The sequence below is a fragment of the Neisseria sp. Dent CA1/247 genome, assembly GCF_022870825.1.
GTDB lineage: Bacteria > Pseudomonadota > Gammaproteobacteria > Burkholderiales > Neisseriaceae > Neisseria > Neisseria zoodegmatis.
On the sequence record NZ_CP091522.1, the window covers coordinates 2529178 to 2542814 of the forward strand.

At 45.5% G+C, this 13637-nt stretch carries 11 protein-coding genes and 1 pseudogene; 1 reads left to right on the forward strand and 11 read right to left on the reverse strand.

The window, feature by feature from the left end; all coding sequences use genetic code 11:
• Nucleotides 1-3 precede the first annotated feature (3 nt).
• On the forward strand, nucleotides 4-534 hold the full coding sequence (locus tag LVJ85_RS12350; protein ID WP_244740087.1) for a hypothetical protein: 531 nt from the start codon (nucleotides 4-6) through the stop codon (nucleotides 532-534).
• 30 nt (nucleotides 535-564) lie between these two features.
• Here LVJ85_RS12350 and istB read toward each other — a convergent pair whose 3' ends face one another.
• The 11 genes and pseudogenes from istB to LVJ85_RS12405 form a co-directional block, all read right to left on the reverse strand.
• Nucleotides 565-1293 carry an IS21-like element helper ATPase IstB gene (gene istB, locus LVJ85_RS12355; protein ID WP_370686940.1) on the reverse strand — a complete coding sequence of 243 codons (729 nt, stop codon included), beginning with the start codon at nucleotides 1291-1293 and terminating at the stop codon, nucleotides 565-567.
• Entirely contained in the window at nucleotides 1280-2812 is a 1533-nt protein-coding gene (gene istA / locus LVJ85_RS12360; protein ID WP_244740088.1) for an IS21 family transposase, read from the reverse strand. The genes istB and istA overlap by 14 nt, the downstream gene beginning before the upstream one ends.
• 418 nt (nucleotides 2813-3230) lie before the next feature.
• Complete coding sequence (locus LVJ85_RS12365) at nucleotides 3231-4235, reverse strand: quinone-dependent dihydroorotate dehydrogenase (protein ID WP_244740089.1); 1005 nt, start codon at nucleotides 4233-4235, stop codon at nucleotides 3231-3233.
• A gap of 251 nt (nucleotides 4236-4486) precedes the next feature.
• Nucleotides 4487-5200, reverse strand: coding sequence for a hypothetical protein (locus LVJ85_RS12370; RefSeq protein ID WP_244740090.1), 714 nt, complete (start codon nucleotides 5198-5200; stop codon nucleotides 4487-4489).
• 76 nt (nucleotides 5201-5276) lie between these two features.
• A pseudogene (locus LVJ85_RS12375) lies at nucleotides 5277-5774 on the reverse strand (IS1595 family transposase).
• A 168-nt stretch (nucleotides 5775-5942) separates the two neighbouring features.
• Nucleotides 5943-6578, reverse strand: coding sequence for a hypothetical protein (locus LVJ85_RS12380; protein WP_244740091.1), 636 nt, complete (start codon nucleotides 6576-6578; stop codon nucleotides 5943-5945).
• Nucleotides 6579-6901: 323 nt separating this feature from the next.
• Nucleotides 6902-7534 carry a hypothetical protein gene (locus LVJ85_RS12385; RefSeq protein WP_095197826.1) on the reverse strand — a complete coding sequence of 211 codons (633 nt, stop codon included), beginning with the start codon at nucleotides 7532-7534 and terminating at the stop codon, nucleotides 6902-6904.
• On the reverse strand, nucleotides 7527-8474 hold the full coding sequence (locus LVJ85_RS12390; protein ID WP_244740092.1) for a hypothetical protein: 948 nt from the start codon (nucleotides 8472-8474) through the stop codon (nucleotides 7527-7529). Before LVJ85_RS12390 ends, LVJ85_RS12385 begins: the two co-directional genes overlap by 8 nt.
• Before the next feature lie 2 nt (nucleotides 8475-8476).
• Nucleotides 8477-11008, reverse strand: a complete 2532-nt coding sequence (locus LVJ85_RS12395; protein WP_244740093.1) for a type VI secretion system Vgr family protein — start codon at nucleotides 11006-11008, stop codon at nucleotides 8477-8479.
• A 154-nt stretch (nucleotides 11009-11162) separates the two neighbouring features.
• Nucleotides 11163-13238, reverse strand: coding sequence for a methionine--tRNA ligase (gene metG, locus LVJ85_RS12400; RefSeq protein WP_244740094.1), 2076 nt, complete (start codon nucleotides 13236-13238; stop codon nucleotides 11163-11165).
• Between the two features lie 24 nt (nucleotides 13239-13262).
• Nucleotides 13263-13400, reverse strand: coding sequence for a hypothetical protein (locus LVJ85_RS12405; RefSeq protein WP_244740095.1), 138 nt, complete (start codon nucleotides 13398-13400; stop codon nucleotides 13263-13265).
• Between the last annotated feature and the right edge of the window lie 237 nt (nucleotides 13401-13637).

The following is a 13637-nucleotide window of genomic DNA, read 5'->3' on the forward strand; positions in this document are numbered from 1 at the left end:
ATTATGAACAACAATCGATTTTTCTCTTTTGCCGTTTGCAGTATTCTCATGATTGGTACCCCTATGCTCTCCCTTGCAAAAGATATCCAAGCGAGAGGGCTGCTCGTGGCTTCTTGGGGAAAAAGCCTTGACGCCGACAACAACAAAAAAATATTGTATTTTGATTTTATTCCTGAAAATCAAAGCATCTCTAACGGCAACGAGATTTCGATATTAACTAAGAAGCAAGATCAGCAAAACATTTTGAAAACATTTTCTACCATTCCGTCCGGCTTCTACTCTTATCAAGAAGGAATCGCAACCCAGCCGGTCAGCATTACGCTTTCAAATATAGGACAAGAAACATTTTGCGACAGCAAATACTATTACGCTGACTTTGTGAAATTACGAAAAATCAAGCACACAAAAATCACAAAAATACCCAAAGCAAAATGCTTAGACGCTTATCTGCGTGATGATATTTATTTAATTAAATCCACTGATGAAAAAGGCGTCAACTTAAGAGAAAAGCTGTCAATTCCATTCCAAAACTGAGCCACAGTTGTGGTCTAAAATTGAGCCACCCTATGAGCGGTGTTTCATCCGGTAAGAATCATTGCCCGTCTCAAAAATATCACAGCAATAAGTCAGGCGGTCCAGTAAAGCACCCGTCATCTTTTCATCCATAAACAGCTTCACCCATTCGCTAAAGGCCAAATTGGTTGTCATGACAACACTCGTCCTTTCATGCAGTTGGCTCATCAGATGAAACAGCAGCGCACCGCCTTTCTGACTAAACGGCAGATACCCCAACTCATCAAGAATCAACAAATCGTACCGACATTGCTGCTCGGTCAGTTTCAGACGGCCTTCGTCTTTGTCTGCTTCCAATTTGTTGACCAAGTCCAGTACATTCCAAAAACGTACCCTAAATCCTTGTGTCGCCGCTTCGATACCCAATGCTGTGGCAATATGCGTTTTGCCCGTACCCGGTCCGCCTACCAACACCACATTACGCTTCTGTCTGATATAGTCCCCGCCCAAAAGCAGTTCCAATGCCGGACGGTGTATCAAACTCTGCTCAAAATCGAAGTCGGCCAAACTGCGGTGTTGCGGAAACCTTGCCTGGCTAATCCGGTTTTGGATACTCCTTGCGGTTTTGGCTATATGTTCGGCAGTCAACAACCGCTCCAGAATATCCAGCGTACCCCGTTTGCGACGGATGCCGTCCACTACGATTTCATCCCACTGCTCCGCCATCGCACCGAGTTTCAATTCTTTCAACAGTCCCGCCAGACGTTCATGCTGCATGATGCTTCTCCTTCATCGTATCCGTTTGTTTGCCCGACAGACTCAGTAAGCAGTCATAACGGCTGCAATCAACTGACGGCGGGACGGTAAGCGGGATGTCCCTAATATGGAAACGGGGTGGAGGCGGTTCTTTCAGACGGTTGATGATGTTCAAGACTGCCTCCGGAGTCGGCATACCTTCGTCCAATGCCAATTCCGCTGCCGTCAATGCCAAGTCGGCATCGTATTCGGCCATCAGGTTCAGCAGTTTGACCATCACCCGGTCTCCTTTGGGCTGCTTAAGCAAACAGGCTTTCAGACGCTCTATGACGGGCGGCAGTACCCAGCCGATAAAAGCCCTGCCGTCTCTTAACGCTCCGGGTTTCTTTTGCAGATAGGGCAAAAAATGCCAAGGGTTATAGCTGATGCCGTCTTTCACAAAGCTGCGCGGATGTTCGGCAATGCAGTCGGTATCGCTACAAAAGCGGACGGTCTGTGCGCCGATATAAACCCTAACCGTATTGCCCGCCCATTCGACCGGCACGCTGTAACGGTGGCGTTCGACGGTAACCAAAGATTGGTTGCTGACTTTGAGTATCTCCAAACGTTCTGCCGGATAGGGACGGAAAGCAGCCAACGAATGCTTCTCCCTTTCCCATATGTCGTTAACCGGCTGCCTGTATTCGGGATGTTTGTGCTGCCGCATCAGCCGCAGGCATTGCTGTTGCAGGTAGTCGTTGAGAGAGGTAAAGGAATCAAAAGCCAAAGTCGGCTTGAACAATCTTTCGCGCAGGTGGCGTATCTGCCGCTCGACCTGGCCTTTCTCCCAGCCGGAAGCCGGGGTACAGGCAACCGGTTCAATGAGAAAGTGGGTCATCATCTGTAAAAACTGTGCGTTAAACTCTCTCTCCTTGCCTTTGCCGATGCGGGTAACGGCGGTCTTCATATTGTCGTAGATACCGCGGGCAGGTACGCCGCCGAAGAAAGCGAATGCGCGGTTGTGCGCATCCATCAACATGTCGGCTTTCTGATTGGGATAAGCACAAACGGAAAAAGCCCTGCTGTGGCATAAGCGGAAATGAGCGATATTTACCTTAACGGTCTGTCCGGCCAAACAAACGGTTTCGATACTCCAGTCAAACTGATAAGCATCACCCGGAGCAAAAGCCTGAGCCATAAAGACCGGAACCGGCTTGGGTTGGTGCTGTTGGCGGAATTTGCGGATAAATACGGCAACGGCGCTGTACTGTCCGGCATAACCGGCATCTTTGAGGCGTTCGAAATGTCGACGGGCAGAAAGGTGTTGCTGTTTGGGCAGCCGGGCTTCTTGGAGCAACTGTTGGGTCAACACGTCAAGAAAAGGACCGAGCTTGGGGTAATGGGTTTGTTCTCTGCGGTAGACGGGGGGTTCGACTGTGGCGTGCTGCAGATATTTGGCGACTGTATTGCGGGAGAGTTTGAGTTGTTTGGCGATTTCACGTTGTGAGAGTTTCTGTCGGTGAAAAAGCCGGTGCACTTTTGCGATGGTTTCCATGCATAACATCCAGGTTGGGCTCCGCTGTGTGATAAAGCGGAGCAGTTTATAACAAACGGAGAGTGGCTCACTTTTGGAGCACAACTCCCCGTTTCCCCGGCTCAGTTTTGCACGATATTTAACAAGAAAAGCCCGCCGGCAATGCTAAAGTACTCAAAATCTTAGCTGATAACAAGTTAGTTAAGAAATTAAAAACCTTTCCGAATGGCTGGTTTTATGTTGCTTTGCTGAATGATGACGGCTCCGATATGAAACAAAATATTCACGGATATATACACAAAAGCCAACTTAAATTATTGGATTAAGAATCTAGCGTTTCAGATATAAGCCCATTTACCCTATTAAGCCTGAGGCCGTCTGAAAAACAAAAAGAACAGAAATTTCTGCTCTTTTTGTTTTTCAGACGGCCTCAAACCTTTATCAACTATCAACGGCAGGCTTTCAAACATTCGCGTACCAATTCCGGGCCGCGGTAAATCAAACCGCTGTAAACCTGCACCGCACTTGCACCCAAGCGCATTTTTTCCGCAGCATCATCGCCGTTCACAATACCGCCCACCCCAATAACCGGCAATCGGCCTTCCAGCTCTTTCACCAACTGCGACAACACACGGTTACTTTTTTCACGCACAGGCAAACCGCTCAAGCCCCCCTGCTCACCTGCTTGCGGATGGTTGCCCAGCGAAGATTTATCAATCGTCGTATTGGTCGCAATAATGCCGTCCATCTCCGTTGCCAACGCCACACGCGCAATCTCGGCCACTTGCTCTTCATCTAAATCAGGCGCGATTTTCACCGCCAACGGCACATAACGGCCTTGCGCAGCAGACAGCGACTGCTGCTTGTCTTTCAACTTGCCCAACAACGCCGTCAATTCATCCCCGCCCTGCAAATCCCGCAGGTTTTTAGTATTGGGCGAAGAAATGTTAACCGTAATATAGCTGGCGTAGGGATACGCTTTTTCCAAGCAAATCAAATAATCAGACGCCGCCTGCTCAATAGGCGTATCGGCATTTTTACCGATATTGATGCCGAGCACGCCTGTGTAGCGGCTGTTTTTAATATTCCCAATCATCGCGTCGATGCCATGGTTATTAAACCCCATCCGATTAATAATCGCCTGATGCTCGGGCAGGCGGAACAAACGCGGCTGAGAATTACCGCTCTGCGGACGCGGCGTTACCGTGCCAACTTCGATAAAGCCGAAACCCAACGCCGCCAACGCATCAATATAAGCCCCGTTTTTATCCAACCCCGCTGCCAACCCAACAGGATTGGGCAAATCCAAACCCATTAAACGGGTCGGACGGGTATCACGGTCGATAGTAGGCAACACCCCCAAACGATAAGCAGCATTCAACGCATTTAAAGCAAGATGATGGGATTTTTCAGGGTCTGTTTTAAACAACAACGGACGCACAAAAGAATACATAGAATAAGCCGTTTGTAAGTGATTTCTGATTCAGATATTTTACCTGAACGGTATCGTTTCGGGCAGCTTTATGAATGTGCTGGGAATAAAACATGAGGCCGTCTGAAAATCTTCAGACGGCCTCAAAAAGTCAATTACCTGCTTTCTCTTCAAAGTATTGCTTTTAATCTTTTCTAGAATATCAAGTTTATCTTAAACTGCAATAAACTAGAAATCTCAGCAGGTTAACTTCTACACTTTCTACAGTATATTTAGGGTATTTTTCTATTCATTAAGTATTTAATTCCTAACAATAAATAACAAAACTCAGAATATAACGATATTGCAGATAGCGTCATGCATGACAATATTAAATAGTATAAGCTTTCTTCATTTTTTCTATTAACAAACGCATACAAACAAAAACCTATGGCTGCCATATAAGGAATATAGGAAATTATAGGTATTTTTTGAAAGATTTTAGGTAACGTATCTGAAACAAAACAGATGGAAATATTATTTTCATCTTTTTTCACAAAATAATGACGTTTACTCGTCTCTATTACTTTATTAGGACTTATATTACATATATATATGAAAGATAATAAAAAAATTAATAAAACCAACGAGAAATAATATTTATATAAATGAATATATCTTATAAATGCAACAATAAACAATGGGGAAAATAGCATTGTAAAAATTACACCTAAATTAAGGAAAATAGACTGATAAAACATTGATTTTATAACTCTACCTGAATTATAAAAATATTTAATAACTTTTAAAGTTATTAAAAAATATAAAAATTCAAAAAGAGCATAAGAAATAATAATGATGACTTTCTGTTCAATTATTATATTTAAATCAATAAAAATGATGGGGATTATCTGGCATATTAAAATTATTGTCGCCCACTTAGCATATTTATTGATTTTTAAACTGTTAATTATTTCAAAATCAAAATGATTAAGAATTACATTCATATACCATTACCTAAAACAGATAGGATGAAGTAGATTAACCCTAAAAATATACCAAAGCAGCAGGGATTTTTATTTACTACTTTAGTGTTCCAAAGTTAAAACGAAACTCACATTCTTTCAAAAGTAGCCAAAAAAACTTCCGATCAGTTCCATTGTAGTTATATAAAATACACTTAGCTTGTACTCAGAAATTTTCTATATCGTCAATATGAGTGTGGCACTTAGCAAACTGTTCGCTGTAATTGATGTTGAGATAGTAACAACCGTATAAACCTACCTCCACGTTTAAGGATACCGAAACCACCACTTTACCTGCTGCTCCCCTACCGCGCTTTCCTTTACGCTTGCCGCCGAAATAGCTCTCATCCAATTCTATAGCGCCTTCAAAAACCTGATCTGCTCCCAAAGCCAAATGATGGCTGATAACAAGACGGATTTTGCGGTAAAAGAGAATGGCCGTATTGGGCTGAATACCCAAGATATCGGCAGCAGAACGTGCGGTTACTTCCAATACAAAATATTCAAGCAGTTTTCTTTGCAGACTTTTCTTTAACTTACAGTGGGTTATCTTCATTTTGGCAGCCTATCATGACTGCCAATCTACGTCAGCCCTTTTATATTCCAAAACCAAAATCATTAAACTCTACTTGAAAGTCTTTGATATTTATTATTAGCTAAAGCATTAGTATAGAGGCTGTCTGAAAGTTTTTCAGACAGCCTCTATTTTGATGTTTCTCCTATACTAAATTTCCCTGCCATACAACCCCCAAGCCAAAGTTTTTCCCGACAGCACTTTTTCCCGCGCTTTTTCGTCTAAAACTTCGTTTGCATGTTTGTTGAATTCCCTTCGCCATGCGGGCAGCCATGTATATCTTGAATTGGTGCTCGCTCCGCCTAATTCGGGGGAATACAGCAGCTCTGCCAATACCTCTTTATCTGTAATAATCCCTTTTTCATATGCTTCATTGGCTGTTTTCAACAGATAAATCTGATCTTTTATTGATGAAAAATGCATCAGCATGATCGCATAAGCTTTTTGAGACTGGTCATATTCGGGAGATTTAAGAACATAAGCTGCTTCACAAATATATTTATGAGGACTTTCGTATATTTCCTTTGCTCCTTTTCCTTCCATTACTGTATATTTTGACGTATCTCGATCAGATTCATTCCATGTAACACCACCTATTAATCCTCTTTCTTTATTAAAATTTTCCCTACTTTTTTCTGATTCACCATTTATAAATTTAAAAAAATTATTACCTGTTTTGGCATACTTTTCTTGACACGAATACGTATCTATTTCACTATATATCAAAAATAAAACACACAGTCCAACTATGGTTAATAACAGTATTTTTTCTATTTTCTTTATCATTTTTTAATTACCTTATGCTTATATCGTCTGAAATTAGAAAAATCATATTTATCATCAGCATTAAATGTTCCACTCTGAATTCTAAAACCCGCATCATTCACTTCAATTTTATCTGCCCCTGCAGAAATACATACACCTTGCTTGGCAATGGCAAAAGTGCTAATTATAAAAAAACAATAAAGTAAATTTTTTCATGTTACTTCCGATTACTTTAATATTTTTTAGATTTTTATTTTCCCATTTCATATTGACGACAAGAGTAAATTTCAGTTTATATCTGTTTTGCAAGGTACCAAATTCATAAAAGCATAGGGATTTAACAGTTATAATCCCCACAGCAATGTTTTCCCTGATAATACTTCTTCTTGCTCTTCTTCACTTAAGACTTCGTTTGCATGCTTTTTAAACTCCCTCCGCCATGCAGGAAGCCATGTATATTTGGAATTAGTGCTTTTGCCTTGCAGCTCTGGAGAATATAGTAATTCTGCTAATACTTCTTTATCGGTTAAGATTTTTTGCTCATAAGCTTTATTTGCTGCTTTTAACAAAAATATATGCTGCTCAATAGAAGCATAGTGCATTAACATAATCGTATACATTTTTTGTGATTGGTCATAATTTGGAGAACTGATAATATCGACTGCGGCACAAATATATGGATTTGAATTACTATAAATTGGCTCTTCTTCATGCCCAGCTATAATTTGATATCTGGAAAGGTCATAATCTTTCCAAGTATAGCCACTGATAAGATTTCTATCTTCTAATTTCTTTTTTCGATTTTTTTCGGATAAGTTTTCAATTTTTTGAAAAAAAACATTTAATTCTTTCTTTTCCAAATTGTCACAAGATTTTAATATTTTTTTTTCCGAACTAATATGCCCTGTAAAAAATAAATAATTACCCAAGCTAAAAAACATAAATCCAATAATTATAAATAATAACTTTTTAATCATTTTTAATTACCTTATGTTTATATCTTCTAAAATTCGTAAAATCAGATTTATCCGTTTCTAAATCAGCAGTACCATTCTGTAATCTAAAACCAACATCGTTGACTTCCACCTTTTCCCATCCGGCGGAAATACATACTCCCTTAGTTAGTATTATGCCTACATGCCCGGTAGCATCCGTATAAGGCAACATATATGCTCCTATATCTCCCGGTAAAGGCGTTTTATTCGAAGACCAGTTTTTTTGTAACTTACTTGTGTCTGCCCACTCTTCAGCTGTCGGAGGAGAAACTCTTGAATAATATGGGATATATTTACTTTTCCCATGTTCAATCCAAGGAACAGCGATTCCAGCTTCTGTTAATACATCATGGACAAATACATTGCATTTATTTGTTCTGTTATTAAAAGTTACATTTTTATCTTTCATTGTTAAATGAACTGATGTTTTAGAAGTATTTCCAGCCCATGTTGTACTACCTCTATGTTTCAAAGCGGTCAATACGATCTTTCTCGGGATATCCTTGATAATCACCTTTGCAAAAAGGTTATTATTTTTCCGTTTGACATTATATTCCACTTCAAAGAAATCTCCTTCGAACTTCCCACCTCCTGCCAATGGAATCCTTGTCCACGGAGAAATTAGCGTCAATGTAGTATTTTTTCTTTTCAGTTCATGCTCTCCAACTTTCTTTTCCGAACCGCCGGAAGATACAACTTTAATTTCAACCCGATTTGATAGTCTCTCAGGTATGGCTAAAGAATTTCCTTCTATACTTAATTTACCATTTGCCCATATAATTTGATAAGAGACTGTATCCTTATCTTTATCAACCTTGCCTTCCGATACCTTGATCCCATTTATATAGATTCTATAGTGTAGATTTTCTGGCGCACCAGCTAAAGAGTCCTTAAATACAATTAGTAATTTTGATTTGACCATTTTTAATTTTCCTCATTGTTGTCTTCTTCATAAACAAACAATTGCCAATCATCACTTTCTCTTCCTATTAATAAATAGCTGCCAGTATGAATCTGCTCTCTATCATGCTTAGAACCTAAACCGCTTTCATTTTGTGTTGTAGATGAAAACAATGTTCTATTGTCGGCAGTTTTTAACTTGTAATCTAAAGAAATACCTGAGATTTTTTGAGTTCCTATTCGCTTAATTTGAATCCCCATTGTTTCTTTTTGCTGCTGATTGTTCGATAAAAGTGGCAATAGATTATTCAAACTACTCGGCCCCATCACCTGAAACCCCGCACACTTCACCCACACCATCTTCGGACAGCCCAACTCAATGTTGCCATCCTTAATCTTGATGTACGCCCCGCCGCTGGTAAGCAGGATTTCGTCTTTGGCCGCCACGGTCACTTTGCCGGCGCTGCTGGTAATGGTGGCGTCTTTCAGCGCATTAATCTGCATTTCATCGTTCTGTGCCTGTATCTCCACCTTGCCCTGATTGGCCTGTAACTTCGCCCCGTTGCTCTGCGCAAACAGGTTGACGCTCCCGACCGCATGGGCGGTGAAGTTGCTGCCGGCGCTGATATCGGTGTCGCCGCCGCTGATGTGGTGGATGTGTTGGCCGGCTGTGTGCAGTTGGCTTTGTGGGGTAGCAGTGGCGATACCGTCGGGGGCGGACAGTAAAATCACTTGTTGGTATAAATCTTTGATACAGTTTTTCAGACGGCCTTCCTGCTCCTCGGTTAAGGTTCCTTCCGCTTTGGCTGTGTTTGCTGCTTTATTCAAACTCTTCGCCAATGACAATGCCTGTTCCAAATTGGCGATGGCTTCGTCGCGGTTTAATACTGTTCCTTGTGCACCGCTTTGGCCGTCTGAAGAGATAAACAAACCTTTCCCCGCCCGTAATGAGCCCCAACTGTCGGTACGCAGCTCGAAGCCTTCGCCGTTGTCGCCGCGCTTCTGTCTTTGGCTGTCGACGATATGGCCGAGGTTGAGTTGGGTTTTACCGTATTCGGTCGCCAGTTTGATATGTTCCTGACCCTGTTTGTCTTCCATCCGCAGTTTGTTATTCGCCCAAGTACGGATGACGTTACGGGTGTTCCAGTCGGCAGGGACGTGGTCGGGGTGGGAGCTGTCGTGCATCACGCCGCTGATGTAGGGTCTGTCGGGATTACCCTGTACGAACGACAGCATCACTTCGGTGCCTTCGTGCAGCGGGAAGTGTTGGCCGTAGTCGGGGCCGGCATAGGGTTTGGCCAGACGGATGGGACGGCTTTCTCCGCCCGGGCTCCATTCGTCGAGGTCAAACGGCAGTTTGACGCGGTAACGGCCCATATTGTCGATATAGGCATAGGTGTAGTTGCCGGGGCTGGTGATTCTGGCGGGAAGGCTGCCCTGAATCTTGGGCAACGGGGTGATGCGTTCGGGGCGGAAGATGCTGTCGGCGGGAATGGCGGTAAAAGTATGGCTGTACGCTTGGTCGCGGCTGCCGCTGTGGGTAAGCGACACTACCAACCAGCCGTTGGGTGCTTCGCTGAAGCTTGGGGCCGTCTGAAACACTTGGCCGGGGCTAAGCGCGGTGATGTTGCCGCTGCCGGAAGCAACAATACGGCGGCTGTGGTCGAGCTGTTGCAGTAAGGCCGTCTGAAGTTGGGCTTCTTCGGGTGTCTTGTGATGCAAACCCCAATGGCTGTCACTGCCGAGTAAGACGCTGCCGTCGGTCTCCGTACCCTTGGCCGTTACTGTGGACGATAAGTCGGTATCGGCATCGCGGTAGTTGTAGTCGCCGACGCGGATGGATTCGAGAATGGGATTGTGTTTTACCTGTAAGGCGAACACCGCTTCCTTGCCGACGCTCTCCAATCTGCCGTGGGGGCGGTAGGGATACGGCAGACGGTTGTCACGAAAATAATGGGCGGCATCGTCGCCGAATACCGCCACCTCGCCATATTGGGCGTTCTGCTCGAAGGCGTACCAGATGCCTTCTTCTTCACACAGCCGGTTGATAAAGGCGAAGTCGCTTTCCTGATACTGGGTCACATACTCGCGCACACCGTATTCGCGGGAAGTGTTAAAGCGGAAATCGACGCCGGAGAAGCCGTGGTGTTTCAGCAGCGATGAAATAATGTCGGGAACGTTTTGGTTTTGAAACAGCCGTGAAGTGCGGTGGTGCTTCAATGCGGCGATGCGCGGTTCCAATACCATACGGTAACGGGTTTCGTCCGCCGATACCGACAGCTTCTCGCAGGAAGTGATGATACCGCTCCATTCCTTCAACGCTTGGGGGGCGATCATTCCCTCAATCAATCCCAACGCATCAGAGCTTACCGGCGTTACCGTAAACTTGGCCGCCTGGTTGATGTACGACGACAGCGGCAAATCGGCATCGGCGCAGGTCAGTTCGATGTCGAGACGGTAGGCCGTATTCAATGCTTCGGTGGCGGTGAAGGAGACGACGGAGAGGGAGGGGCTGAAACGGGAGAAGCTGAGGTGATAGGATTGGGTCGGGGTCATCGTGACACTTTCTCAAATCAGTAAAGCGGGATTGATGCGTTTATTTAAACTGAAATATATCAAATTGAATATTTATTTTCTATTTGCATATGACAAAAGGCCGTCTGAAATTTCAGACGGCCTTTCTTTATTGATATTGCTTAAATCGGAGAAATCAACCCACCTTATCCCCCGGCTGCGCGCCTGCATCCACGTCCAGCAGCTTCAATTTGCCGTCCGCCGTGGCGGCGGAAAGGATCATGCCTTCGGATACGCCGAATTTGGCCATTTTGCGCGGGGCGAAATTGGCAACGGCGATCACCATGCGGCCGTTGAGTTCGGCGGGGTTGGGGTAGCTGGCGGCGATGCCTGAGAAGATGATGCGTTTTTCAAAGCCGAAGTCGAGGTCGAATTTGAGCAGTTTGGTGCTGCCTTCGACGGCTTCGCAGTTCAGCACTTTGGCGACGCGCATGTCGATTTTCATAAAGTCGTCGAAGCTCGCTTGTTCGGCGACGGGCGCGTATTGGCTGGTTTCAGTAGGCGCGGCCGGCTCTGCGGCCGCGGCAATGCTTTGTTTGTTGGCTTCGATTAAATCGTCCACTTGTTTTTGCTCCACTCGTTGCATTAAATGTTCGTATTTGTTAATGGCGTGGCCTTCGGGCAGCACGGTTGCGGCATCGGCCCAGCGCAGGCTGTCGAGATTGAGGAAGGCAGCGGTGCGTTCGGCGACTTTGGGCAGCACGGGCGCGAGGTAGATGCTGAGGATTTTGAAGGCGTTGATCAGCTCGCTGCATACTTCGTGCAGGCGCGCGTCTTGGCCTTCTTGTTTGGCCAATTCCCACGGTTTGTTGGCATCGACGTATTCGTTTACTGCGTCGGCCAGCGCCATGATTTCGCGCAGGGCTTTGGCGTATTCGCGGTTTTCAAAATCGGCGGCAATGTTGTCGCGCTCGGCGGCAAGTTGTTGTACCAATTTGCTGCCTGAAACGTCTTTCAGACGGCCTTCGAAACGTTTGGCGATAAAACCTGAGGCGCGGGCGGCGATGTTGACGTATTTGCCGACCAAATCGCTGTTGACGCGGGCGATGAAGTCGTTCAAGTTCAAATCGATATCTTCGATTTTGCTGTTGAGTTTGGCGGCGATGTAGTAGCGCATCCATTCGGGGTTGAGGCCGCCGTCGAGGTAGGATTTGGCGGTGATGAAGGTGCCGCGCGATTTGGACATTTTTTGGCCGTCGACGGTTAAAAAGCCGTGGGCGAACACGCCGGTGGGGGCGCGGTGGCCGCTGAATTTGAGCATGGCGGGCCAAAACAGGGCGTGGAAGTAGAGTATGTCTTTGCCGATGAAGTGGTACATTTCGGCATCGCTGTCAGCGCGGAAATAATCGTCAAAATTCAAGCCGATGCGGTCGCACAGGTTTTGGAACGAGGCCATGTAGCCGACGGGTGCGTCGAGCCATACGTAGAAGTATTTGCCGGGCGCGCCGGGGATTTCGAAGCCGAAATAAGGTGCGTCGCGGCTGATGTCCCAATCGGAAAGGGTGTTTTCGCCTTCGCCCAACCATTCTTTCATTTTGTTGAGGGCTTCGGCTTGCAGGTGCGGCTGGATACGGCCGTCTGAAAGCTCAGTGTTGCCTGAAGTCCATTCTTTCAGGTAGTCGGCGCACTCGCCGAGCTTGAAGAAGAAGTGTTCGGATTCTTTCAGCACGGGGGTGGCGCCGGATACGGCGGAATAGGGGTTGATCAGCTCGGTGGGCGAGTAGGTGGTGCCGCAGACTTCGCAGTTGTCGCCGTATTGGTCTTTGGCGTGGCATTTCGGGCATTCGCCTTTAACGAAGCGGTCGGGCAGGAACATGTTTTTTTCGGGGTCGAAAAGCTGCTCGATCACGCGGCTTTCGATTTTGCCGTTGGCTTTCAGGGCGAGGTAAATCTGCTCGGAAAAGGCTTTGTTTTCAGGCGAATGGGTGCTGTAATAGTTGTCGTAGCCGATGTGGAAGCCGGTGAAGTCGGCCAAATGCTCTTCGCGCACTTTGGCAATCATGTCTTCGGGCTTGATGCCTTGTTTTTGGGCGACCAGCATCACGGGGGTGCCGTGGGTGTCGTCGGCGCAGCAGTAATAGCATTCGTGGCCGCGCATTTTTTGGAAGCGCACCCAGATGTCGGTTTGGATGTGCTCGACCATGTGGCCTAAGTGGATGCTGCCGTTGGCATACGGCAGGGCGGAGGTAACGAGGATTTTGCGTTGGGTCATGGTAGGTGTTCGATAAACGGAAATTTAAAGTGGTGAATTATAGCGTATAAAATGTATATAGGCCGTCTGAAAGCGTTGGCGGGATAAAGTCGGGCGCAAGATTTCAGACGGCCTGATATGTTTCGCGTCCCAAGCTTGGGAAACACGAAAATGTGATTTCATGCCCGCCGCACCCACAAAAGCTCATTGCCCCTCGGAAAGTGTTCGACAAGACTTGCACAACCTTTTTTCAGACGGCCTCAAGGGCGGACACTTCCAGCTTTTTTAAACGCCCTACCCTAAAACGCCAAACCGCTGCATCGGGCAGCGGTTTGGCGTTTCGGTTTTGAGTATTTGATGTAAAGGGAACTGTATATCTCGTATATGCGCACTCCGGTAAGTAAAGAGGGATAACAAAAG

Excerpts from the sequence above, each read along its gene's own strand:
- LVJ85_RS12395 (WP_244740093.1), bottom strand. The coding sequence starts at position 11,008 with ATGACCCCGACCCAATCCTATCACCTCAGCTTCTCCCGTTTCAGCCCC.
- LVJ85_RS12370 (WP_244740090.1), bottom strand. The coding sequence starts at position 5,200 with ATGAATGTAATTCTTAATCATTTTGATTTTGAAATAATTAACAGTTTA.
- LVJ85_RS12405 (WP_244740095.1), bottom strand. The coding sequence starts at position 13,400 with ATGAAATCACATTTTCGTGTTTCCCAAGCTTGGGACGCGAAACATATC.
- LVJ85_RS12350 (WP_244740087.1), top strand. The coding sequence starts at position 4 with ATGAACAACAATCGATTTTTCTCTTTTGCCGTTTGCAGTATTCTCATG.
- LVJ85_RS12390 (WP_244740092.1), bottom strand. The coding sequence starts at position 8,474 with ATGGTCAAATCAAAATTACTAATTGTATTTAAGGACTCTTTAGCTGGT.
- metG (WP_244740094.1), bottom strand. The coding sequence starts at position 13,238 with ATGACCCAACGCAAAATCCTCGTTACCTCCGCCCTGCCGTATGCCAAC.
- istA (WP_244740088.1), bottom strand. The coding sequence starts at position 2,812 with ATGTTATGCATGGAAACCATCGCAAAAGTGCACCGGCTTTTTCACCGA.
- LVJ85_RS12380 (WP_244740091.1), bottom strand. The coding sequence starts at position 6,578 with ATGATAAAGAAAATAGAAAAAATACTGTTATTAACCATAGTTGGACTG.
- LVJ85_RS12385 (WP_095197826.1), bottom strand. The coding sequence starts at position 7,534 with ATGATTAAAAAGTTATTATTTATAATTATTGGATTTATGTTTTTTAGC.
- LVJ85_RS12365 (WP_244740089.1), bottom strand. The coding sequence starts at position 4,235 with ATGTATTCTTTTGTGCGTCCGTTGTTGTTTAAAACAGACCCTGAAAAA.